Below are 24810 nucleotides of genomic sequence, written 5' to 3'. Positions count from 1 at the left end.
GCTTGTTTTTTCAAGTAGATGATTGATTCAGATTCAGTTTTCCCTTTCCGGGTTATCGCTGTTTAACGTATTAAAAGATAAGGAGCGTGTTGCATGTTTTTTCTCACAAAAAAAGGGCTGCATCGCCTTGCGGCACCGTATATCACTGATGGGGAAACAATTGCATATGGCACATGGCAATCTTTCAATGCACCTTCTAGCCGGTGTTTGTGCGTATTGAATGACCAGCAATTACATATATTATCGCTGAATCTTTTTTCGACAAAAGTGCTTTATGCCCAAGTGATTCCTTTGTCAGACATGAAGGAGGTCAAATTACAGCGTCATCTTTCTACTGCCACATGGCACTTTGCCTATGCCAATCAAGGCTATCGCTTCCAATTTCCATTGACGATTTTGACGTTAGGTCAATGGCAGTCGCGGTTTCTCTCACGCTGCGAGCAGCTGTTTGTTTGATTCTTTCCATTATTTTTTAGGCGTACAGACGATACCCCCTAATCATCCAATCAAATCTTTCAATGAAGCGTTTGCTTTTGGCTGTTGTATTTTCCCTAGTCGTCGTCTGTGTTAAGATAGCTATGAAGAATAGGAGGATCCATGGATAAGATTGAAGGAACACGACTATATTTAAGAACGTTTGAGCCTAAAGATGAGGACACGCTTTTTCAACTTTACAGACAGCCTGCTGTGTGCAAGTATCTTTTGCATGAACCATGGACGCCTACCAACAGCGCTGAAGCTTTTCAGAAAAAGTACGCCCAAAAGCGCCTCAGCCATCAGACGGCGCTTTCGTTAGCGGTGGTATACGATCATCGGGTCATTGGCGATCTATCCGTCTGGCGGACAGGACAACCTGATTGTGTAGAGATTGGCTATACCTTTGATCCTGCTTATTCTGGTCAAGGCTTTGCGCAAGAAGCACTCCATCTATTGATCAATTGGCTGTTCCGCACGCAGCAGGTCCATCGTATCCAAGCAACATTAGATGCCCGTAATACCCCTTCTGCCAATTGTTGTCGACGCATTGGCATGCGGGAAGAAGCACATTTTATCCAAGATTGGTGGAGTAAAGGTCAATGGACAGATAGCTTGGTCTTTGGCCTGTTGGCCGCTGAGTGGGCGCAAAAATGAAGAATCAAAAAATAAAAAGCACCTGTGGGTGTAGAAATGAATCGTGTAGGAGGCAATTATGCTAGGTTTATTGCGTTATGCTAAGGATTATCGTAAACAAATCATCCTTGGTCCGTTTTTTAAGTTTTTAGAAGCTGTTTTTGAGCTGGTTTTGCCGTTGCAGATGGCGACATTAGTAGATGAAGGGTTACGTCAGAATAATTGGTCCAAAGTCGTAGAAATGACCTTATGGATGATTGCGATGTCAGTGATTGGGATGATCTGTGCCGTGATTTGTCAATATTATGCATCGGTAGCATCACAAGGATTTGGTACTGAGCTGCGGAATCGCTTGATGGCGAAAATCAATTCGCTGTCACATAATGAACTGAATATTTTTGGCACAGATACGCTGATTACCCGTATGACCAATGATATCAATCAGATGCAAATTGCATTGGCTATGTTGATTCGCTTAGTGGTTCGTGCACCTTTCTTGAGTATTGGCTCGGTGGTGATGGCCTTTGTCATTGACTGGCAAGCAGGTCTGATTTTCTTATTGGTGTTGCCCTTATTTTGTATTGTCTTGTTTTGGATCATTTCAAAAACGGTTCCTTTATATCAAAAAGTCCAAGTGCGACTCGATCAATTGAATGAACTAGTGAGCCAAAACTTAAGCGGTATTCGCGTGATTCGGGCGTTTGCGCGAACAAAAACCGAAACCAAACGTTTTGATGAAGCAACAGATGACCTAGGCAGTATTTATTTACGGGTCACCAATTTATCGGCATTGCTCACGCCGGCCACAACGTTCATTATGAATATTGCCATCATTGGGTTATTTTATATCGGCGGATTCAAAGTCAACGTTGGCCATTTGCAGCAAGGTCAAGTGCTGGCCTTGGTCAATTATATGAACCAAATGCTGTTGGCGTTGATCGTCGTGTCGAATCTAGTCATCATCTTTACCCGTGCCGCAGCTTCTGCTTCTCGGATCAATGAGGTATTGGATGCAGAACCTTCAATTGATGATCAACTCTCTGAAGTCTTTTTAGATCAACCGAAGAACAATGTTGGCGCGATTCGTTTTGAACATGTCGATTTTCGTTTCTCAGCAGATTACGGTCTGGCGCTGCAAAACATCGACTTCCAAGTGACACCTGGATCAACATTGGGTATCACGGGGCCAACAGGGAGCGGTAAGTCTGCTTTGACTCAATTGATTCCCCGCTTTTATGATGTGGCGGCTGGGAAAGTGATCGTGGATGGCCAAGATGTCCGAAAATGGCCATTACAACAATTGCGGCAAAAAATTGCAATGGTGCCGCAAACAGCGGTCCTATTTACTGGCACGATTCGCGAAAACTTGCAATGGGGCAAAACCGATGCCACCGATGAAGAATGTTGGCGGGCGTTAGCTATCGCTCAAAGCCGCGACTTTGTTGAAGCATTGCCTAAGCAATTAGATACCCCAATCTTTGAAGGAGGTAAAAATTTCTCAGGTGGACAAAAACAACGCTTAACGATTGCCCGAGCGTTGATCGCCCAACCAGACATTTTGATCCTTGATGATTCATTGAGTGCCTTAGATTATCAAACAGATCTTGATTTACGGATGGCCTTAAAAGAAAACTTGCGGGGCACCGTGATCATCATCTCCCAGCGGGTCCGTTCGATCCAAGATGCGCAGCAGATACTCGTGCTAGACCAAGGAAAACTTGTTGGCAAAGGAACCCACGATACCTTATTGGCTGAATCGACAGCCTACCAAGAAATCGTCGCATCTCAAGCAGAGGAGGAAGACAAATGAAAAAGAAATCCATTGATTGGTCCGCTTTGGGCCGTTACTTCCCATACTTAGGTGCTTACCATAAAGAAACTTGGACTGCTGTGGTCCTCGGGATCGCTGCCGGTGTCTCTAGTGTCTATATGACCTATTTGATTGGCCAAGGGGTGGATCAGCTGATTGGTGCTGACCAAGTCCATTTCAATGCGCTCTTCCGGATTCTGCTGCTCTTTGGCGGTGTGATGCTGGTGACCGTGATCAGTCAGTGGCTGATCCAACGGTTAGGCAATCGGGTGGCTTATCTTTCTGTCGCCGATTTGCGCAAACAAGGATTCGCCCATTTGAATACATTGCCTTTGCGCTATTACGATCAACAATCACATGGGAATATCGTCAGTCGTTTTACCAATGACATGGACAATATTTCGATTGCTGTCTCAGCTGTCTTCAACCAGCTTTTTTCGGGGATTTCTGTGGTCTTGATTGCCTTGATCGTGATGTGCCAAATGAGTATTCCGTTGACGCTGGTCGTCTTGGTATCCACACCGATCATTTTCTTGGTCAACTGGGTCGTTACAAGAACTTCCCAATCCCATTTCGCCCGGCAGCAAGAGATCGTCGGTGAGATTTCAGGCTTTGTGACTGAAATGATCGGCAACCAAAAAATCGTCAAAGCGTTCGACCGTGAAGCAATCAATCAAGCACAGTTTGAAACGATCAATCAAGACTTGAATGTCCGCGGGCAAAAAGCCCAGTTTTCTTCTTCATTGACCAATCCCCTCTCTCGCTTTGTGGATCATTTGGCTTACTTGTCGGTTGGATTCGTCGGCGGATTGTTGTTCTTTTCTGGTACGGGATCGGTTACGATCGGTGTCATCTCGAGTTTTACGATTTATTCGACACAATTTTCGAAACCCTTCATCGAATTGTCCGGGATCACTACCCAAATCCAAACAGCACTTGCAGGCTTGGCTCGAACCTTTGATTTGTTGGATCAAGAACCAGAATCTGCTGATGACCAAGAATCTCATGCTTTAACATCGATCAAAGGGAAAATCGATTTTGAAGATGTCGCATTTGCCTATGATCCAGACCAAAAATTGATCGAAGGCTTTACCTTTACCGCTCAACCAGGGGAAACCGTCGCCATCGTCGGAAAGACCGGTGCTGGGAAATCCACATTGGTCAATTTGCTGATGCGTTTCTATGATGTGGACAAAGGATCGATCCGAATCGATGGTATCGATATCCGGCAACTGAAACGAGAAGATTTACGCCAAAGTTTCGGGATGGTTTTGCAAGACACGTGGCTCTTTGATGCCTCTTTACGAGAGAATCTGCAATATGGCCGGGCGAATGCCACCGACGAAGAAATCTATGCTGCGCTGAAAAGTGCCTATATGTATGAATATGTCATGCGCTTGCCAGAGAAACTTGATACCCCGATTGGACATCAAGGCATTAAAATCTCTGACGGACAACGACAATTACTGACGATTGCCCGGACAATGATCTCAAATCCGCCGATGCTGATTTTAGATGAAGCCACTAGTTCAGTCGATACCTTGACGGAGAAAAAAATCCAAGATGCTTTCTTACGCATGATGCAAGGCAAAACCAGCTTTGTGATTGCCCATCGCTTGTCCACGATTCGGGCTGCCGATAAGATTCTAGTCATGGATGCTGGCCAAATCGTAGAACAAGGCACCCACGAAGAATTATTGGCGCTGCAAGGGTATTACTATCGCTTGTATCACGCCCAGTTTCAACATTAAAAAAATCACTCTTTGCGCCATGCAAAGAGTGATTTTTTGTACCCGCCGTCCGTATATTTCTCTTATGTTGCTTCATCTGGTAAAGTGGAATCAGAAGCTCCCTCCACCGTTGCCCAGTACTGATCACCCCATTGACAGATTTCTTCGACGATCGGTCTTAAGGACAAGCCAATCTCCGTCAAACGATAGTCGACTTTGGGTGGTACGACTGGATAAACCTGACGGGTGATGATTTGATCTCGTTCAAGTTCTCTTAATTGGCGAATGATCATCCGTTGATTGATTGCTGGCAGCAAACGATGGATCTCACTCAGCCGCAAAACCGGTTGCTGCAGCAACGCCCAAATCAGCGCAATCTTGTATTTGCCACCAATGACATACATGGCGAGGTCTTTGGTATGGACAAATTCTTTGTCATTATAGTGATACATCGTTTTCTCCTATTCTCTACATGTGATGGGTATGTGCCAATGATAGGCACTATACCATCTTTTGTCGATAGTGACAAACTCGTCAGTATTGAATCAACTGACACAACCGTTATACTGAACACAAGCATACTATTATTTGAAAGAAGGTCGATGTGATATGAAAAGCAAAGCAGCCGTAGCATTCGAAGCCGGCAAACCATTAGAAATCGTCGAGATCGACGTGGCCGATCCGAAAGCCACAGAAGTGATGATCAAAATATTATATACCTCTGTCTGCCATACGGATGCCTTTACGCTATCGGGGGATGATCCTGAGGGCGTCTTTCCCGCAGTTCTAGGCCATGAAGGCGCAGGGGTCGTAGTCAAAATAGGTTCTGACGTTACGTCGGTCGCAGTTGGCGATCACGTGATCCCTTTATATACTGCAGAATGCGGCACATGTAAATTCTGTCTATCAGGCAAAACAAATCTTTGTTCCGCGGTGCGAGAAACGCAAGGCAAAGGCTTGATGCCAGATGGAACTACCCGCTTTTCTTACCAAGGTCAACCGATTTATCATTATATGGGCACCAGCACGTTTAGCGAGTATACGGTGGTCAACGAGATCAATGTAGTCAAAATCGATGAACGTGCCCCCTTAGACAAAGTCGCTCTTTTTGGTTGCGGCGTGACCACTGGTTTAGGCGCAGTCAAAAATACTGCCAACGTTGAATCCGGTTCAATCAACGCAGTTTTCGGATTAGGCGCCATCGGTCTAGCTGTGATCCAAGGATTAAAAAAAGCCAATGCTGCACGCATCATCGCTGTTGATACCAATCCAGACAAATGGCCGCTAGCGCAAAAAATGGGTGCCACTGATTTCGTCAATCCTAAAGACGATGATCGTCCCATCCAAGAGGTCTTGGTGGAAATGACTGATGGCGGCGTCGATTACAGCTTTGAATGTATCGGCAATGTCGATGTCATGCGTTCCGCCTTGGAGGCTTGTCACAAAGGCTGGGGCGAGAGCATTATCATTGGTGTCGCTGGTGCCGGCAAAGAGATTGCTACCCGTCCTTTTCAATTGGTGACTGGTCGGGTATGGAAAGGTTCCGCTTTTGGCGGCGTCAAAGGACGTTCACAGTTGCCAGGGATGGTGCAAGATTATATGGCTGGCGACATTGATTTAGACTCTTTCATCACCCATTATCTTGACTTTGATGCGATCAATACCTCTTTTGATTTATTACATGCCGGTGAATCGATCCGTACGATCTTGACCTATGGAGGCGACGATGCATGTGTCTAAAAATGATTGAACAACACAAAAGTCACGGCGGTCTGCAGATCAAGTATCGTCATTATGCTGAAACCTTACAAACTGAAGCTACCTTCAGCTTATATTTACCCGAAGCTACAACAGCAGCTACCCCAACTGCTTTGATCTGGTGGTTGGCAGGATTGACTTGTACCGATGATAACTTCAGCCAAAAAGGCGCGTTCCAGAAATATGCCGCCCAGCAGAACCTCGCTTTTGTGATGCCGGATACCTCTCCTCGGGGCGCAGATGTTGCGGATAGTGAAGATTGGGATCTAGGCCAAGGGGCTGGGTTTTATCTGAATGCCACGGAAACGCCTTGGCAAGAACATTTCCATATGTACGATTATCTGACCAAGGAATTGCCAGCCATCGTCTATGACTTGATTCCTCATTTTTCCGGCCAAGAAAGTATCATGGGTCATTCTATGGGGGGACACGGTGCCTTGATTCTGGGATTAAAAAATCCAGCACGTTTTAAAGCCATCTCCGCTTTTGCCCCAATCAGCCATCCGTCGGTCGTTCCTTGGGGGAAAAAAGCCTTTACTGCCTATCTAGGAGAAGATCAGACCAAGTGGCAAGCATGGGATGCGACGGCATTGGTGGCCAACGTTGATGGAACGCCCCCGCCGATATTGATCACCCAAGGTACAGCGGATGATTTTTATGACACCCAACTAGTTGAGACTGATTTTCTGACAGCTGCCAAAGAAGCTGGCGCATCTGTGCGCTATGAATCAGAAGCAGGGTACGACCATAGTTATTTCACGATTGCCTCTTTTATTGAACGGCATATTGCGTTTCATAAACATTATTTTTCATAAAAAGAAAGAAGTCTTTACCTTGTTGCTGGTAAAGACTTCTTTTGTTTAGCTTCATCGATTATCGATTCCACACATCCCCATACTCGGGTTTTTGTTCAAATTCTTTCTTGGCGAATGGACACAAGGGAATGATTTTCTTGTTTTCTTTACGGGCTTTTTCTACCCCTTTGGCTACAAGTTTTTCCGCTAGTCCTTGTCCGCGATAACTAGGATCAACAAAGGTATGATCAATGATCATGCGCTCGGTTCCGGCATCTGACCAGGTCATTTCACCTATTTCTTTGTCGCCATCTTTTAAAGCAAAACGGTTTTTTTCTTCTACGATTTCCATCATGATTGCTCCTTCGTGATAAATTTTAAGGCGCCGCTTGGACAAGTATGGATCACTTGCGCTACTTGCGGTGCTTCGCCATTATCTGGCATGATCCAGGGTCTGCGTCCAACTTCGAACACAGCGGAATTTCCTCGTACACAGTTGCCACTGTGGATGCAGATTTCCTTATTATAATAGACATCGATCGCTTCGCCATGGTATTTTCGATACCCGCCGGCTAGTAATGTTTCTTCTGTGACTGGTTCACCAGCCAATGTATGACCGTCCACCTGACCGCCTCCTTCATGTTCAACCAACAACAACCATCCTTTGCTTTCATCATACGCCTATTTGGTGAAAAAAGAAAAGATTCTTTCTCCGCTTTTAGCTGTCGCAGCTCTTTTGACTTTGGCTGTATCTCATGCTACACTGCCAACATTAACGGGTACTTGCAGGCGAAACCCGCAGCCAACATTGCCGTAGATGAGAAAGGAACAACTATGCGTATCAACATTTTGCAACATACACCAAACGAAGGGCCTGGCGCGATCATGGATTGGGCAAAAACGTATGGTCATGAGGTCTTCATCTACCATCCTTACCACTTCAACGGTGTCTTGCCCCTTGCCGATGAAACAGATTTCTTAGTGATTTTGGGTGGCCCCATGAGCCCTAACGATCCACTGCCATGGATCAGCGAAGAGCGATCACTGATTTTGGCGTTGATCAAGCAAAATAAACCAATTTTTGGGGCCTGCTATGGCGCACAGCAAATCGTCAAAGCCCTCGGATATGCCGTAACGAAAGCCCCCCATAAAGAAGTAGGCTGGGCGCCAGTCTATCTTGAATCATCGGTGATCCCGCAACTGCCAGATCAAATGACCGTCTTGCATTGGCACGAAGAAATGTTTGAGATACCGAATGATGCACAGCAGCTGTTTCGCAGTGACCTGGTTGCCAATCAGGGCTTTATCCTGAACCAGCGGATCATTGGCTTGCAGTTCCACTTTGAACCATTGGCTGAGAATGTGCGGGAAATGGTCATCAACGATGGGGCTTACGCAGCGGATAGCAAGAATGCTTTGCAGCAAGACCCTGCAGCAATTTTGATGCAAGAAGTGCCTGCAGAAAACAAACGCATCCTCTATCGATTGCTGGACTTCATCACAGACAATCCCTCAGTGATCTGAAAAAAAGAACCAAAAACAAGGGCTGAAAGCTTCCTTTCAGTCCTTGTTTTGGTTATGCATATGTTTGATACTGTCTGCTCACATCTCGGGCTTATCGATCGCTTTGAAATGGTACATCTGAGAAGCATAGTCTCCTGCCAAGTGCGGATCCACGTAGAAGCCGATCTGCATCAACTCATCCCCACCCTGGATCCCCAAGTCGGACGCGTATTGTTTCTCAGCATCTAAGCCTTGCAATTTCAATGTCACCAATGGCGCGGAAGCTTCAGCTAACACACGGAAATAAAAGACCATAGCTTCCGATCGATCCTGACTGATATACATCCAGGCTGTATCGTTGCCTTCAAACGGACTCAGCAAGCGGACAAATCTGCCAAATTGCAGCAAGTGTCGATGTTCCTTATAGACATGGATTTGCTCTTTGATGGCTGTTTTCTCAGCTGTCGTCAATTGGGTCAGATCTAGTTCATACCCCAATAATCCTGACATCGCCACATGTCCTCTAATGGAGAGATCCGTGATGCGATGGGTCTGATGATTCGGCACGGCTGACACATGGGATCCCATGGTTGACGGTGGATAAACCAAGCTGGTGCCATACTGGATCTTCAGCCGAGCAATGGCATCGGTGTTGTCGCTGGTCCAAATCTGCGGCATGTAATATAAGAAACCTGGGTCAAACCGTCCCCCACCACCAGAACAACCTTCAAATAGAATCTGTGGATAGGCCGTTGTCAATTTTTCCAGAAAGTCATACAACCCTAGCATATAGCGATGGGCGACTTCTCCTTGCTGGGCTGGGTCCAGCAGCAAGGAATAGACATCGGACATATTGCGGTTCATATCCCATTTGATGTAGTCGATCGGCACACGATCAAACAGCTTTTGCAACTGTTGATAGATGTGGTCACGGACATCTTGCCGTGAAAAATCTAACACATATTGACTGCGGCTCAATGCTGGTTGGCGCTGCGGAACTTCTAAGCGCCATTCAGGGTGGCTGCGATACAATTCACTATCGCCAGAAACCATTTCTGGTTCTAACCACAACCCAAATTGCAGCCCGCGGTCTTTGACTTTCTTGGCAAATCCTGCAAGCCCTGAGGCCAATTTCCCTTCGTTTTCGAACCAATCACCAAGGGATGTCTGATCATCTTCCCGCTGACCAAACCAGCCATCATCTAACACAAAAAGTTCGATGCCTAGTGCTTTGGCTTCGTCCACTAAGTGGTCCAATTTATCTTCATCAAAATCAAAGTAAGTGGCTTCCCAATTGTTGATCAAGATTGGGCGTTCTTTGTTTTTGAAGTTGCCGCGAATCAAATGCTGGTCATAAAAGTCATGGTATACATGGGATAATTGGTTCAAGCCTTGATCACTGTACGCTAGCACAACTTCAGGCGCTTGGAAGATGTCTCCTTGATTGAGCTGCCAATTGAAATGGTCACGATTGATGCCCATGATCACTCTCGTTTGCTGATAGGGATCTCGTTCAATGACCGTTTCATGACTGCCGCTATAAATCAAGCTAAAACCAAAGCATGTGCCTTGGACTTCGTTGGTTTGCGGATCTGCTAAGATACTGAAGGGATTTTGCTGATGACTGCTGGATCCTCGTTTGCTGTCCAAGCGCTTGGTGCCGATCTGAATCGATTCACGGGTCATTTGACGTTCCCGTGCCCAAGCACCATGAAGATGAATCAAATCTAGCGGACGATTGGGAAAGTCGATCGATTGGCTGGCGAATTGTTCGATCCGCACTTGCTGCTCATGGTGGTTGATCAACTGACTAGAGCGTACGATCGCTGCGGTATCAGAAAAAATCGAGTAAGACAACTTCAGCTCCAGTTTGGCCGTTTCATCTATGAGGGACAGGCACAAAGTCTCGATTGCGTCAGCATCTCCATAGGTTTGAGGCAAGCCTGCCAACACTGGTTTGCCTTGCATGATTTCATGTCCTTGATAGACAAAATGGGTCACATGGCTGCCATTTTGATGCCCAATGTCATAGGCTGCTTCGCGGAAATCGCCAAAGCCATTGCCGGGAAACTCCATCATCAATGTGTCTAATGAAAACAAACGGTCTTTACTTCCTGGCGGATTTGGCGAAAAAGACCGATCGATGCGGGGATAACGATACCCGCCAGAATAATGGGCCAGATACTTGCCATAATAGATATGGGCAAGATTGCCGCCTTCTTCGATCTGCATCACATAACTGATCCGCCCATTGCTTAAGTGAAAAATATGATTCGTTTGATCAAATGTAATCATGGGATATCCTTTCTAGCTGTTTAGTCATGGTTATTTCACAGAACCTAGCATACCTTGTACAAATTGTTTTTGCAGAACAAAGAAAATAATGGCTGTCGGCAAAGTAGCGATCACGATCCCGCACATCATCATGCCGTAATCTGGTGTATACGAGGCACCCATTGCCGATAGAACCAATGGCACTGTCCGTTTGTCCGGTGATTGCAAAGCGACCAATGGCCACAAGTAATTGTTCCAACTATTCATAAATGTAATGATCGCCGCTGCCGCATAGGTATTTTTGGCTGTCGGCATATAGACTCTCAAGAAAATACTCAATTCGTTCAATCCATCGATCCGAGCAGCTTCCACCAATTCTTTCGGAAAAGCTTTGATATTCTGCCGGAAGAAGAAAATCAAGAACGCAGTACATACAGACGGTAAGATCACAACAGCAAAGGTGTTGATCCCGATCGGTGTGCCGCTCAGCTTACTGAACATCCGATACAAGGGAATCATCAATGCCGCAAAAGGCACCATCATCGACAAGAGCAAAATATTGAAAATACGGTCTTTGGTTTTGGTTCGATAAATTTCAAATCCATACCCTGCCATGGATGAAAAGAGCAGCGCAAAGATCGTCGTGATCACAGCGATGAAGGCGGAGTTTCCAAGGGCACGGGTAAAATTAAGATCTGAGGCAAATAAGTTTTGGAAGTTGATGACCAATTGGTCACCAATCATTATTTTCCCTGCAACGATATCAAAGGTTTGATTGGTCATGCCTAAGATCATCCACACAAAAGGGAAAATCGAGATGAAAGCCAGGATACATAAAAAGAGATATTTGAGTGTCAGTGATAAAGTTTTCAATTTTCTTTCCCTCCTATTTTGGTTTGGATGATCGACAAGATCACGATCGCAATCACGATCACAAAGGAAACCGCTGCGGCATAGCCAAAGTTTGGCGTAAACTTGTAACTCAAGTTATAGATATACTGCGACAATGTCGTCGTCGCGTTTGCAGGGCCGCCGCCTGTGATGTTTTGGACTTCGTCAAATAATTGCAAGGTACCGATCGTTGAAGTGATGGTCGTGAAAAGAATAATTGGTCGCAAATTGGGAATCGTAATCTTGAAAAATTGGTCCCATTTTGAGGCACCGTCGATTTCGGCAGCTTCATAGATACTAGGTTCAATATTTTGCATACCAGAAATGAAGAAAATCATGTTGTAACCGGTCCAGCGCCAAGTAATGGCAAAAATGATCAAGACTTTGGCCCAAAATGGATCGGTCAACCATTGGATCGGTGTATCGATCACATTGATCTGCGTCAAGAAATTATTGACCAAGCCATTAGCTGAGAACAAGCTTTTCATGATCAATGAATACGAAACCAACGAGGTGATACAAGGCAAGAACAAGGCTGTTCTGAATAATCCTTTGAACTTTAATTTTTTGTCATTTAGTATGTTCGACACGACCAATGCCAAAAAGAGCATGATAGGTACTTGGATCAATAAGTATAAAAACGTATTGCCAAAGGCTTTTTTAAAGGTAGAATCCGTCAGCATTCGCTGATAATTCCCCAACCCATTGAAGGTCATGGCCGTTGGTGTACCTGATTGAAAAGATGTAAATAACGCTGAGATCATTGGGATAAAGACCAATGCTGAGATCAAAATAACCGGTAATGTGATAAATGCATTGCCATTGGCAAACCAATTTTTTGATTTATTTTTCATGGTGTTTCCTCCTTAACACAGAAACTCGCGATTGCTCACGAGTTTCTGCAAAGTTGTTCGATTAGTTTGCAATCTGTGCTTCTACTTGTGTTTGTGCATCTTCTAATACTTTATCGATATCTTCGCCATTGATGACCCGTTGCAAGCTTTCAGTCAAGACAGACTCGATGGCATAGGTATGGTTGCCGTAGTTTACAGCTGGGATTTCTTGTGACCATTGAGAGAAATCTTGGAAGACTTTTTGACCGCCGTAGAAGTCCAAACCGGATGTATATTCTTCTGTTTCTTCAGCGGCATTCATTGTCGATACTAACCCAATCTCAGTTGCCAACGTACCCATCAATTCTTTGTTCGATGCAAATGTTTTATCTAAGAAGTCTTTGGCATTGTCTTCGCCATCCACACCTTTGATGACATACCAGCCGGCACCGCCGATACTAGATGCATTGACCGAGTTGCTGTTGCCTGCAATAGATGGAATTGGTGCAATCGCCCATTTGCCGCTTTGATCTTCAGCACCTTGGATCGTGCTTGAGTACCACGCGCCTGTTGGTGCAGAAGCGGTATTCCCTGATTGTACCGCGTTGACGCCGCCATCCCAATCAGATACTTGCTCAACCAAACCTTCATTCAATAGTGTCGCCAACACATTCAATCCTGCTTTGAAGGATTCATTGTCTTTGATCGTTACTGTTGTTCCATCTTCACCGGTATACCATTCACCAGCAGACTGCATAATGATCCGTGCCAAGCCTAAGTCACTTGGATCCAGCGACATCATTGGATGGCCAGTTTTTTGTTTGACATCTTTGGCGATTTGGATGAAATCATCCCAGGTAATATCTTCTAAGTCAGCTGCTTCGTACCCAGCATCTGCTAAGTAATCTGTGCGGTAGAATAATCCAGCCACACCACTGTCAAACGGCACGCCATAAATCACATCATCAACTTTATTGACCGCAAATTTATAGCTGGAAAAATCATCTTCATTGACGATGTCCGTCAAGTCACTAAATGCATCTGGATAAGAGGATAGATACCCTTGGATACGGTAATCTTCAATTAAAACGATATTTGGCAAGCCATCCGTATTCCCTGAAGCCAAGCTGGTATTTAGTTTTTGCACGATATCATCTTGTGACATCGTCACGACTTCAACATCGACATCATCATTCTCATATACTTTGATGGCTTCATTTACTGCTTTGATATTAAAGGTTTCATCCCAAGCCCAAACAGTCACTTTATCAGAAGAACCACCCGAATCTCCAGAACTAGATCCACTGCTGCCACAAGCCGCCAAAGTCAAAAGCGCTGCTGCCGTTACAATAGAAGTTATCAATTTTTTCATTTCTATCCCTCTTTCCTTATTTATTACATCCTTACTATACATCGAATCTGTAACCGCATTCAATAACCTTGAAAGAGCTTACTAAAATTGTCCAAAAAAAGAAAAAATTTACCAATAGCTATCTTTTTTGAAAGCGTTTATATTAAAATAGAAGAAATAGGGGGTATTTTTGATGGCTAATTTACATACAGTATTAATCGTCGATGATGAGGCGACGATCCGTGATGGATTGAAACATATGATTCGTTGGGAACAAGAAGGTTTCCGTTTGCTGGGGGATGCGGCAAACGGGGAAGAAGCTTTACATCAGATTCAAACGTTGCAACCTGACATTGTGATCACCGACTTGAAAATGCCGCAAATGGACGGCATTCAGTTGACCACAGTGATACAACAGCAATACCCGGAGGTCCATTTTCTGGTTTTGAGCAGCTATGATGATTTTCAGTATGTGAGTCAAGCATTTAAGAATGGTGCTCTTGATTACTTATTGAAGCCAACCTTGACGCCGGCATCTTTATTGCAGACACTCGGCAAAATTGCCAAAAAAATCAGTCACAGTCAAGGATCGATTTCCGAAGAAACACAATTACAGGAGGCGTTGAACCGTTATTTGGCCGGCTATGAAGAATCACTCCAACCGATAGATGCTTATTTGAACCCAACCCTTACACCGGCAGATTATCAGCTGCTTTATACAAACTTGCGCCATTTCCAATCAAATCAGCAACTGTTTCATGCCCTGAATGAATTCGCGCAATCTGAGCCAAAATTACGGACATTGCCCTTTCGCACAAGCAACAACGATGCTGGGTTATTGATATGTGGGCCACAGCATCTTGACATTGGCACATCTTTAAAACAATGTTTGCTGCAGTTGACCTATACCGAACCAGACGCATTTTTTACTTTAGGCAATGCTTTTCACAAAATTGATCAATTGCGGACATCCTACCTACAATTGAAAGAAAAAAGCCGCGGTCAATATTTTTTTTATAAGCGCCAGCGCTTGGTATTTGAGCATGAATTATTCCCATACCTGACAAGTGAACGATTTGATACAAAGAAATTCTTGCGGGCATTACTAGATAACAATTTCTTGTTGGGTATCGCCCGCATCGAAGAATTTTTTAATGAGATGATCATTTCAAATGTTGAACCCGGTGTCTTAAAACAACAAGCCGGCAGTATTTTTTACACATTGCTTTCTCGCTTGGAAGAAGAATTTCCGAATGAAGCGGCTTTTAGTCAGATCAAGCATCAATTCTTGCGGGAAGTTGCCACAGTTAGGTACTTAGAAGATTTCTCTGATTTATTGCTAAAGACCATCGAAGCGATCCGGGAACAACTGACCCCATTGTCGCCATTAGATGAAGACGATCTATTGGTATCGATCCAAAGATTCATCCATGACAATTATATGAAAAGTTTGTCTTTGTCGGAATTGGCGGACACGTTTCATTTCAGTTACACATATTTGTCTGCGTTCTTGTCTTCGAAATTAACCATGAGTTTTTCAGATTATTTGAAAAACATTCGTCTAGAAAAAGCCAAAGAACTGCTAGTCAAATCTGATTTGAACTTATCAGAAATCAGTCAGGCAATCGGTTATTCTGATATCAGTTATTTCTCTCGTATCTTTAAAAAAGAATTCCAAATGACGCCTTCCAAATACCGTAGGATGAATCAACTATGAAATGGCGCAATTGGATCAAAGAAAATGAGTTGTTTGCCCGAATCTTTCTTTTTGTTGTCGTTGGCGTGATCAGTGTCTGTCTATTAACCGTCGCTGTGATCTACGGTCGTTCCAAAGATGCCTATGTCGCTTCTTACCAAAGTTCCAACGAACTTCTTTTAGAAAAGATCCAAGAAGATTATGAACGTTTGAATGACAATATCAATCGAATCTTTGATATCGTGGACGAAAGCAAAGCCGTAGAAAGCTATTTGAAAGGGGAATTAAATCAAGGACGCACCATTTTGGAATTAAATGATCAACTACAAGACACCCGCTCCCTGTTTCAAGATATTCCCTCCAATTTAGTGCTGATTGGGGTCAATGGCCGAACGTTCTTTCAAAATGATGCGGTACGAAATCAATCAGTCGAAGATTTTTTGTCTAGTAGCTTCGTGGAACAGATCAATACTGATCCCGCGATCAGTCAATACTATTATTTAGAAGCGGGTCTGAGTACCTCGACTGCCGATTATCCTGGGCTCATGTATGTACGGAAGTTGATCAAAAACAACACCATTTTTGGCTATGCCATGATTTTCTTGAAAGAGGTAGATTTCGCGTCGATTTACAGTCAGTTACTCAATATCCAGCTTCATGCCGTCTATATCGTCAACAGTGACAACCAAGTGCTCTCCAGTTCTGAAAAACAATATTTAGGCGAAAGCTTTGATCCTGCTTTGGTGGCTAAAAAAACGGCAACCAGCGTCAATCAATTGCCGCTATATTCTTATCAATTTACGTTTTATGATGTGTTGGATGAAACCCATTTGGTTCGGAATATGAAACTGATCCAACCAGCCGTCATGATTTCTTTTATCAGTATTTTACTTTTTAGCTTATTTGCTTTTTGGATCATCCGCAAAATCACCAAGCCGATTTATCAGCTGATCGATAAGATTCCCGCAGTTACGCAAGGTGATTTTAGCGAAAAAGTGACCTTATCTGGTACTTATGAGACCCGTGCCCTCGGTCGCGCCTATAATCTGATGTTGGAAGACCTCGCTTCTTATGTCGATCACTTAATGGTGACCGAAGCGGATAAACGCAAATTTGAAATTCGTTCGCTGCAAATGCAGATCCAACCGCATTTTGTCTATAATACTTTGACAGCGATCAAATTTTTGATTTGGCAAAATGAACAAGAAAAGGCAACCCAAGCGATCGACAGCTTTGTTCAGTTGCTGCGGCATACGTTTAAACGAGAAGAAATCGTGCCATTGAAAGATGAATTGGCGATTGTGACAGACTATTTTGTACTGATGAATGTGCGTTACGGCGATCGAATCAAGTCTACGGTCTTTACAGATGAAGGCGCGGAGCAAAGTCTGGTACCGAAGATGATCTTACAACCCATCATCGAAAATGCCTATCTCCATGCCTTTCCGGCTGAAGTGATGGGCTATATCCAAATCTTTTCTCGTCTAACCAAAGAAGGATTGCAGATCGAGGTGATCGATAATGGTATTGGTTTTAATGAAGCTGATACACAACAGAAAAATCAAACATTCGACCATTATTCCGGCATCGGATTAGACAATATCGACCAACGAATCAAACTGTTGTATGGCCCGAAATTCGGCTTAACCGTCCACTCTCGTTTAAATGAAGGAACCTCCGTGGTCTTGTTGCTGCCAATCAAGCAGCATATGGCTGATGAACAAGGCAACCATGATCCAGCCCTTTAACAACAAGACTCCCGCTACCTATTCGTAGTGGGAGTCTTGTTGTTCTCTTCATCGAACGATTATTCTTTTTGTGCGAGGTCTTCCCCATTGGTTGCGATAACTTGTTTATACCAATAAAAAGATTTCTTTTTTGAACGCTTAAGTGTACCATGGCCTTCGTTGTCAAGATCGACATAAATATAGCCATATCGTTTTTTCATTTCACCGGTTCCTGCCGACACCAAATCGATACAGCCCCATGAAGTGTACCCTAGTAATGGAACACCATCTTCATCGATGGCATCTTTCATTGCTTTGATGTGGGCACTTAGATAAGCAATTCGGTAATCATCTTCCACAAAACCATTTTCGTCAGGGCTATCCACAGCCCCTAATCCATTCTCAACGATAAACAAGGGTTTTTGGTATCGATCATATAAATCGTTCATTGTGATTCTGAGACCAAGAGGATCAATTTGCCAGCCCCATTCAGATGCTTCTAGATATGGATTTTTGATGGTTGGGAAAAGATTGCCTTCAGTTTTTTGAACATCAGAATCTTCGGAAGCAGCCACTCTCGATGCATAGTAGGAAAATGAAATGAAATCGACTGTATGCGCCTTAAGCAACGCTTTATCTTCTTTCGACTGTTCAATCGTAATGCCTTTTTTGGCAAGCATTTTCAAAGCATACGTAGGGTATGCGCCTCTTGATTGGACATCAATGAAAAAGTAATTGCCGCGATCGCTTTGCTTGCTCTCCCAAACGTCTTTAGGATTGCAGCTATATGAATAATAACTAGCAGCCGCGAGCATGCACCCTACTTGGTTATCGGGATCGATTTCATGTGCAATTTTAGTGGCTAGCGCACTAGCCACCAACTCGTGATGCGCAGCTTGATATTTGATTTGCTCTTCATTTTCACCTGCTTCAAAAGTTAACCCAGCACCTAAAAAAGGTGCATGTAAAATCATATTGATTTCATTAAAAGTCAGCCAATACTTGACTAATCCTTGATAACGTTCAAAAATGACCCGACATAATTTTTCATAAAAATCGATCATTTTTCGGTTGCGCCACCCACCATATTCTTTAATCAAATGGATTGGACAATCAAAATGAGTGATGGTCACAAGTGGTTCAATAGCATATTTTTGACACTCCTGAAACAAATCTTGGTAAAATTGCAGTCCTTCTTCATTCGGTGTCTCTTCATCACCTTTGGGAAAAATTCTCGTCCATGCAATTGAAAGCCGGTAGGTCTTGAAACCCATTTCGGCAAAAAGTGCAATATCTTCCTTAAAATGCGTGTACATATCTATTGCTTCTTTTGCCGGATAAAAATATTCTGTTTCAAAGCTGAGCATATTTCTTTTACCAGTAATCACCGCGCGGCGATCAGGTCCGGTTGGAATGACATCTACATTGGCTAATCCTCGGCCGCCTTTATCATAGCCGCCTTCACATTGATTGGCAGCTGTCGCGCCACCCCATAAAAAATTATCTGGAAATCCCATGGTTCACCCTCCTACTCGACTATCAGCCGATGACCTTAATGATTTGCTGTCCGCTGACGATTGGTCCCTCGTTGGCAGCTAAAACATCTCCGACTTCTGCACTATTGGTAATCACGATTGGTGTAATCACTTGATATCCTTGGGCTTGAATAAACGCGCGATCAAAATTGATCAATGTTTCGCCTACCTGAACTTCTTGTCCTTTCACCACTTGATACTGATACCCTTGGCCATTTAACTTCACAGTGTCGATGCCTACATGGATCAACAATTCTATCCCATCTTTACTCGTCAATCCAATTGCATGCTTTGTATCAAAGATTGCAGTCACAACGCCATCAAATGGTGCCACGACAGTATCTTCTGTTGGTTCGATGGCAACGCCCTGTCCCAAAATCTCTTCGGAAAACATGCCATCATTTACTTCTTTTAAACTTTTTAACGCACCAGTCATAGGTGCTTTGATTTCAGCACTACTAAAGTTGTGTGTTGGTTTTTCATTTGGCACTGTATTCTTTTCTTCGGTTTTTTCTGCTGGATCTTTATATAGCACCAGGGTAACTACGAGGGTAATCACTATACTGATGGCAGCGCCAATCCCCGCATTGATCAAATGTGAAAGTGTGTCATCCCCGATATAACTTGGTAAAGTAAGCAAGCCGGGAGATCCACCTGAAAAGTTTTTTACACGCATGATCCCCATAAACAATCCACCAAAACCGCCACCGATCATTGCTGCATACAAAGGCGTTTTGAATCGAAGATTGACACCATAAAGCGCAGGCTCAGTAATCCCAAATAGTCCTGTTAGACCTGCTGAAAAGGCCAGTTGTTTGATTGTTGAATCTTTAGATTTGATCCCTACACCAATCGCAGCTGCACCTTGACTCACGTTAGAAGCCAGCATGCCCGGATAAATCACCGTATCGTATCCTGTGGTCATACGATTGTTGATGCCGATCGGTACCAAGCCATAATGGGTTCCGGTTGCAACAAATAAAGGTGAAAAGGCGCCAATCAATAAAGGAACGACCCACGGACTTACGTTTTCCAACGCTTGGATCCCGCTAGAAATCGTTTCGCTAATGATATAGCCTAAAGGTCCTAACGCCACAAGTGCCACTGTACCGACTACAAAAATCGTTATCAATGGTTTGCTAAAAAACTTGATTGCTTTTGGAGAAATTCGATCTGCGATTGGTTCAACATAAGACATGAACCACACGCTCAAAATGATCGGAATAACGGAAGAAGAATAGGTTACTGGTGAAATCGGCAAGCCAAATAAGAAGATCCCTTCTCCACTTTCTTTTACAGCAGTGACCATCCCGACGAAATTAGGGTGTAATAAGATTCCCCCGAGCATCATCGCAAGATACATGTTCGTTTTAAATTTCTGCGCAGAAGAAGCCGCTAAAAGGATAGGCAAGAAATAAAATGCAGCATCTGCCATGAAGTTCAAAATTTGATAACTTTGACTTTCAGCAGTTAATACATTGAAAACCACAAGCAATGATAAGACCGCTTTTAACATTCCTGCAGCTGTAATAGCTGGTAGAATCGGTGTAAAGATGCCAGTGATCGTGTCAATGATTTTGGCAACTCTGCCTCGATCATCTTCTTCGTTTGGCTGCTCATTTGTTAGTTGGGTTTGATTGGTGATTTCTTTATAGACGTTTCCAACATCGCTCCCAATGATGATTTGATACTGGCCGCCTTTGTTGACAACCCCCATGATACCAGGTGTACTTTTTAAAATTTCTTCAGAAGGTTTTTGATCATCCTTTAAATTGAACCGTAATCTAGTTGCACAATGGGTCAACCCTTGGATATTGTCTTCTCCACCCACTTGATTGATAATCGTTTGGGCTAAATCTTTGTAATTCATTCTTTTTCCTCCAATTCGTTGTATGTTTCCTGTGTGAAAAACATAAAAAAATACCTAAATAAACTCTTACAAGAGTTTATTTAGGTATAGCCTGGCAAGCCAGTAACAATCCTATTCGCTAGTTATTCGTTTGATATGAATGGTTAAATAAATCAATTCATCTTCTTCTAACGGACGCCCAAATTCTTTTTGGATATACTCGCTGATCTTTAACGCGCATGCATATTCTTTCATGTAGCGATCTTTTAGCATGAAAATGAAACTGCCAGTCCCTGCATCATCTAATTTTGTTCCGCTGAATAATCGTTGGACGAAAAACTTAAGATGTGTGACAAAGCGTTCATAATTCAATGAATACTCATCAAGTTCCATCGAAAAATGATATTTGACGATATTTAAAATATGTTGAATGATTTTTGCCATCTCTGACACTTGACTCACTTGTCCCATATCAAGCTCTGCATTCACGATATGCAAGGCGATGAATCCGGCTTCATCTTCCGGTAAATCAACGAATAAGCGGTTTTTTATGATCGATAACGCTTCTTTTCCAATCAAAAATTCATGGTTATAAAATCGTTTGATTTCCCACAGAAGCGCATTCTTGATCTCCATTCCATTTTGATAGCGCTCAATCGCATAATTGATATGGTCGGTCAGCGTGAGAAACAAATTTTCGCTCAATTTTTTCCCTAAAGAAACTTTGGCAAAGCTAATGATTTCATTCGCAACCTGTATTTGCTCGATCGGTATTGACGAAAGTAACTGCGTTAGTTTTGTGACATTCCATTCTTGTGTACTGAGATACACTTTTTCGATTTTGGCTTCATCGATCAAATCACCCGGTTTTTGCTTAAAACCTAAGCCTTTGCCCATGACAACCAATTCTTGCTGGTCATCGTTCTCAGAGATCACAATGTTGTTATTGATCACTTTTGTTACATTCATACTTACAATCCTATTCTTTTTTAGATTTATTCACACAAAAAATAGGTATAGCCCACATAAAGCGGTAACAATCCTCAGAGCCAGTGTAGCATGAGAGTTCTTACCAGTCAATAAGGCTTTTCTCTCAAGTGAATAAAAAAACATCAATGTAGCGCAAGACCAAACGGTCTGTTACATTGATGTTCCTATCAAGATCTTCCGCTAATAAGACGAACGAAACAAGTGGTTAGATCCGATTCTCATGATCAGCTGTTTTTACCAAGTTGGCACCAATCATTCCACCGAATGAGGTCAAGGCTAACCCTAGAACCATTGCTACAAAGCCCCAGATAGATGCTTGTGCGGTTGTATCACTTGCTTCATCTGCTGCTTGTCTAGCATCTTCGATTGCTTGATCAATCTCTTGTTTGGCTTGTTCAAGATTTTGTTGCGCTGTTTCGATTTGTTGTTGCGCTTCATCTGATGCTGTTTGTAAACCATCGACGATATTTTGTGTCGCTTCATCTGCTTCTTGTTGGCTTAAATCAGTATTTTGCGCGACTGCATTTGAAATGGCGTCTTCATCAACTGCATCGCCAATCGTTGTCGCACGATCTTGTAATTTGGTAGATAGATCATCAATGATTTGGTCTGCATTCTCAGGATTTGTGGCAATTTCTTTGCCTGCTTCCGTGATGTCATCTGTTGCATCTGACAATTGGTTTTGCAAGTAATCAGGTTGCAGCTCCGCCACATCGGTATCTTCTAAAACATCATTGACATTGGCTTGCAATTCATCTGTATTGATGTCTTCCATATTTCCAGTGATCTCATCAAAGGCTTTAGAAGCGACATCTGCAGTTCCACCAGCGACGGTTTCTACTGTACTGCCTACTGCTGAGCCGATATTGCCCAATAATGAGCCAACCAATGAAAACGCACCTACAGTTAAGTAAGACAACATGACCACCATGACGATCATACTCGTTGCCCATGTCAAGAAACCGTGCACCAATCCAATACGTCGTGCAGAAACACCTGACACGAAGCCGGCACCAAATAATGCCAAGACAAACGTCACGATCGTCCAAATGATCAATCCGGTTCCTACCCCATCTAACGGATCATTTGATGTGGGTTCCACCATACCAAAGCCGATTGCTGACCCAATCAGTGACAATGTCATAAATAATGCAATAAACGTCACAACACCTGCAAAAATAGATCCCCAAGACAAATTATAGCCTGCCTCACGCTCATCTGCGCCTAAATAATTTCTAAATCCTCTTTTCATTCTTCCATCCTCCTGTTCTTTATGATAGTTATAGTTTAACAACAGGTTGTTTTTTTATCAATTAATCTGCTTGATACAGTTCGGTTCGAAAAAACAGCAAAACAATATCTACTTAAAATTTTTAGTGCCAAATACCTAATTCATAGGTTTTTATGACCAAACAAACGGCATATATTAGCGCCAATCATCTGCCGTTATTTTTGCTCGTCACTTTGTTCAAGGTATTTGTTGTTTTTTTATAAGTCGTATTGCTTTACATTTATAGATTTTTAGCTTTGACACCAAATGAGTTGATCCGACGATATACATGTCTGCCCCTTCGCTTCCATTCAATGGTCATGCATCATAAAAACATGTTGTGATTGTCCTCTTCTGCCATTCCAGCGACAAGTTTTCTCATATGACCAGATAACCAAAAAAGGCCACATAAGCCATAGACCAATTGGTCGTGTGCTTATGCGCCTGATTTTTGGGCTCAATCATTCCTGTTTGAAAGAAAACCAATGATTGCGCAAGTAAATTATTTGATGAAACCAATGGATCCCCAAACGTTAGATCCATTTCACTATAAGTCAATCAAACCTGATAACGAAAGGCTTCTATCACTGCACCCAATTACGCCTGCTTTTTTCTTGACTTCCCAACCAAGAAAATGAAGGGAATGATCGACAGTTATAGATGATTGACTTACTACTATTTTATAGCGAAAATAAAAGAGAAACATAATTGGACTATTTTTCCGTCCACTTTACTTTTGACGAGGAGGCAATCAGGTGGAAGCAAATCAACTATTGAAACAATTGCGTAAAGAACGCAATCTTTCCCAACGCAAATTGGCCGAAGGCATCTCTGAACGCAGTACGTTAGCAACCTTTGAGCAAAAAGGACATCGTATTGCATTCGATACATTAAAGGCTTACTTAGACCGAATGAATGTCACTTTGGAGGAATTTGATTATCAACTGAACGATCAAGCACTTTCAGATAAAATAAAGTTGTCACGCCGTATGCAGCAAGTCTACTATCAACATGACCATGCAACCTTAACTTCATTGATCGATACTGCCAAACAAGCCTATGCGGCAAGTGATGATTTTATGTATTATATATTATCTAGTCAATATACCTTGATTTTGAACAATGAATTTCAGAAACAAGACACAACTGAAAGATATGAGATTGAACAGAAGGTCAAAGACTATTTGAACCGCATCGATACGTGGGGGAAATTTGAATTATCGACGTTTACAAATCTTTTATTTTTGTTCGATGATACCTTTATTCTCTTTCAAATCGAAAAATTAAGCCAAAAAAAATATTTTCACAATACTTTAAATCAACAATATCAAATTTATACGAAGTTGCTGACAAACGCAGCCTACTTATTTATCGATCGCAAAAATCCCACAGCCTTGTCTACTATTTTGTCTTATCTATCAAGTGACCTCCCGCCGGATAACGATCGTATTCGGGTCATGATCCGTTTCTTTGAGGGGGTGTTGGCCATTTTTCACAACGACAAAGAACATGGGCAGGAAACCATTGATGGGGCATTAGCGGTCTTGCAGTTTATTCGACAAGACCGGTTGGCTGAACAATTAAAGAAAGTAGCGGATACTGTACAGCCTTATCATGCCGAAGCGATCACTAATCCAAAAACAAAATAAGCATAAATAAAGCCAACGAACAGTTCGTTGGCTTTACTGG

The 24810-nt window shown here is 43.0% G+C and carries 21 protein-coding genes and 1 pseudogene; 10 read left to right on the top strand and 12 right to left on the bottom strand.

Annotated elements, in window-relative coordinates; genetic code table 11:
* The first annotated feature begins 93 nt into the window (after positions 1–93).
* The 4 genes from AEQ18_RS09775 to AEQ18_RS09760 all read left to right on the top strand — a co-directional run bounded on the left by AEQ18_RS09775 (position 94) and on the right by AEQ18_RS09760 (position 4671).
* Complete coding sequence (locus tag AEQ18_RS09775) at positions 94–456, top strand: hypothetical protein (RefSeq protein WP_054116157.1); 363 nt, start codon at positions 94–96, stop codon at positions 454–456.
* Between the two features lie 141 nt (positions 457–597).
* The gene (locus tag AEQ18_RS09770; protein ID WP_054116156.1) at positions 598–1131 is read left to right on the top strand and encodes a GNAT family N-acetyltransferase; all 534 of its coding nucleotides are present in this window, start codon (positions 598–600) and stop codon (positions 1129–1131) included.
* Positions 1132–1189: 58 nt separating this feature from the next.
* Positions 1190–2920, top strand: coding sequence for an ABC transporter ATP-binding protein (locus tag AEQ18_RS09765; RefSeq protein ID WP_054116155.1), 1731 nt, complete (start codon positions 1190–1192; stop codon positions 2918–2920).
* Positions 2917–4671, top strand: a complete 1755-nt coding sequence (locus AEQ18_RS09760; protein ID WP_054116154.1) for an ABC transporter ATP-binding protein — start codon at positions 2917–2919, stop codon at positions 4669–4671. The genes AEQ18_RS09765 and AEQ18_RS09760 overlap by 4 nt, the downstream gene beginning before the upstream one ends.
* Positions 4672–4733: 62 nt before the next feature.
* Here the strand turns inward: AEQ18_RS09760 and AEQ18_RS09755 are convergent, their stop codons facing one another.
* Entirely contained in the window at positions 4734–5102 is a 369-nt protein-coding gene (locus AEQ18_RS09755; RefSeq protein ID WP_054116153.1) for a winged helix-turn-helix transcriptional regulator, read from the bottom strand.
* A 157-nt stretch (positions 5103–5259) separates the two neighbouring features.
* On the opposite strand from AEQ18_RS09755, the gene AEQ18_RS09750 reads away from it, so the two are divergent.
* Both AEQ18_RS09750 and fghA read left to right on the top strand, forming a co-directional pair.
* A complete protein-coding gene (locus tag AEQ18_RS09750) occupies positions 5260–6390 on the top strand; it encodes an S-(hydroxymethyl)glutathione dehydrogenase/class III alcohol dehydrogenase (RefSeq protein WP_054116152.1) in 1131 nt (376 codons plus the stop codon).
* The gene (gene fghA, locus AEQ18_RS09745; protein ID WP_054116151.1) at positions 6381–7223 is read left to right on the top strand and encodes an S-formylglutathione hydrolase; all 843 of its coding nucleotides are present in this window, start codon (positions 6381–6383) and stop codon (positions 7221–7223) included. The genes AEQ18_RS09750 and fghA overlap by 10 nt, the downstream gene beginning before the upstream one ends.
* A 58-nt stretch (positions 7224–7281) precedes the next feature.
* Here the strand turns inward: fghA and AEQ18_RS09740 are convergent, their stop codons facing one another.
* The gene (locus AEQ18_RS09740; RefSeq protein WP_054116150.1) at positions 7282–7554 is read right to left on the bottom strand and encodes a GNAT family N-acetyltransferase; all 273 of its coding nucleotides are present in this window, start codon (positions 7552–7554) and stop codon (positions 7282–7284) included.
* A complete protein-coding gene (locus AEQ18_RS09735; protein WP_054116149.1) occupies positions 7554–7826 on the bottom strand; it encodes a (4Fe-4S)-binding protein in 273 nt (90 codons plus the stop codon). Before AEQ18_RS09735 ends, AEQ18_RS09740 begins: the two co-directional genes overlap by 1 nt.
* Before the next feature lie 210 nt (positions 7827–8036).
* Here AEQ18_RS09735 and AEQ18_RS09730 point away from each other — a divergent pair, with 210 nt between their 5' ends.
* Complete coding sequence (locus AEQ18_RS09730) at positions 8037–8726, top strand: type 1 glutamine amidotransferase (RefSeq protein WP_054116148.1); 690 nt, start codon at positions 8037–8039, stop codon at positions 8724–8726.
* Between the two features lie 78 nt (positions 8727–8804).
* Here AEQ18_RS09730 and AEQ18_RS09725 read toward each other — a convergent pair whose 3' ends face one another.
* From AEQ18_RS09725 to AEQ18_RS09710, 4 genes and pseudogenes are all read right to left on the bottom strand, one after another.
* Positions 8805–11000 (bottom strand): alpha-galactosidase, encoded by a 2196-nt coding sequence (locus tag AEQ18_RS09725; RefSeq protein ID WP_054116147.1) that lies wholly within the window; start codon positions 10998–11000, stop codon positions 8805–8807.
* Positions 11001–11030: 30 nt separating this feature from the next.
* A pseudogene (locus tag AEQ18_RS09720) lies at positions 11031–11837 on the bottom strand (carbohydrate ABC transporter permease); the annotation flags it as partial.
* An 11-nt stretch (positions 11838–11848) separates the two neighbouring features.
* Positions 11849–12724 carry a carbohydrate ABC transporter permease gene (locus tag AEQ18_RS09715; RefSeq protein ID WP_054116145.1) on the bottom strand — a complete coding sequence of 292 codons (876 nt, stop codon included), beginning with the start codon at positions 12722–12724 and terminating at the stop codon, positions 11849–11851.
* 61 nt (positions 12725–12785) lie between these two features.
* Complete coding sequence (locus AEQ18_RS09710; RefSeq protein WP_054116144.1) at positions 12786–14075, bottom strand: ABC transporter substrate-binding protein; 1290 nt, start codon at positions 14073–14075, stop codon at positions 12786–12788.
* A gap of 172 nt (positions 14076–14247) precedes the next feature.
* On the opposite strand from AEQ18_RS09710, the gene AEQ18_RS09705 reads away from it, so the two are divergent.
* Both AEQ18_RS09705 and AEQ18_RS09700 read left to right on the top strand, forming a co-directional pair.
* Positions 14248–15771 (top strand): response regulator transcription factor, encoded by a 1524-nt coding sequence (locus AEQ18_RS09705; RefSeq protein WP_054116143.1) that lies wholly within the window; start codon positions 14248–14250, stop codon positions 15769–15771.
* Positions 15768–17498, top strand: coding sequence for a sensor histidine kinase (locus tag AEQ18_RS09700; RefSeq protein ID WP_054116142.1), 1731 nt, complete (start codon positions 15768–15770; stop codon positions 17496–17498). Before AEQ18_RS09705 ends, AEQ18_RS09700 begins: the two co-directional genes overlap by 4 nt.
* Before the next feature lie 59 nt (positions 17499–17557).
* Here the strand turns inward: AEQ18_RS09700 and AEQ18_RS09695 are convergent, their stop codons facing one another.
* The 5 genes from AEQ18_RS09695 to AEQ18_RS15590 all read right to left on the bottom strand — a co-directional run bounded on the left by AEQ18_RS09695 (position 17558) and on the right by AEQ18_RS15590 (position 23679).
* Positions 17558–18994, bottom strand: a complete 1437-nt coding sequence (locus AEQ18_RS09695; RefSeq protein ID WP_054116141.1) for a 6-phospho-beta-glucosidase — start codon at positions 18992–18994, stop codon at positions 17558–17560.
* Positions 18995–19016: 22 nt separating this feature from the next.
* Positions 19017–20882 carry a beta-glucoside-specific PTS transporter subunit IIABC gene (locus tag AEQ18_RS09690; protein ID WP_054116140.1) on the bottom strand — a complete coding sequence of 622 codons (1866 nt, stop codon included), beginning with the start codon at positions 20880–20882 and terminating at the stop codon, positions 19017–19019.
* Positions 20883–20993: 111 nt separating this feature from the next.
* Positions 20994–21830, bottom strand: coding sequence for a BglG family transcription antiterminator LicT (gene licT / locus AEQ18_RS09685; protein WP_054116139.1), 837 nt, complete (start codon positions 21828–21830; stop codon positions 20994–20996).
* A 226-nt stretch (positions 21831–22056) separates the two neighbouring features.
* A complete protein-coding gene (locus tag AEQ18_RS09680) occupies positions 22057–23103 on the bottom strand; it encodes a hypothetical protein (RefSeq protein WP_054116138.1) in 1047 nt (348 codons plus the stop codon).
* 396 nt (positions 23104–23499) lie between these two features.
* Entirely contained in the window at positions 23500–23679 is a 180-nt protein-coding gene (locus tag AEQ18_RS15590) for a hypothetical protein (RefSeq protein ID WP_152911906.1), read from the bottom strand.
* A 197-nt stretch (positions 23680–23876) separates the two neighbouring features.
* On the opposite strand from AEQ18_RS15590, the gene AEQ18_RS09675 reads away from it, so the two are divergent.
* The gene (locus tag AEQ18_RS09675; protein WP_054116137.1) at positions 23877–24770 is read left to right on the top strand and encodes an Rgg/GadR/MutR family transcriptional regulator; all 894 of its coding nucleotides are present in this window, start codon (positions 23877–23879) and stop codon (positions 24768–24770) included.
* The last annotated feature ends 40 nt before the right edge of the window (positions 24771–24810 follow it).

Origin of the sequence: Enterococcus sp. RIT-PI-f (genome assembly GCF_001297065.1) — a bacterium.
Lineage (GTDB): Bacteria > Bacillota > Bacilli > Lactobacillales > Enterococcaceae > Enterococcus_D.
This window is presented reverse-complemented; position numbering and strand designations above follow the sequence as displayed.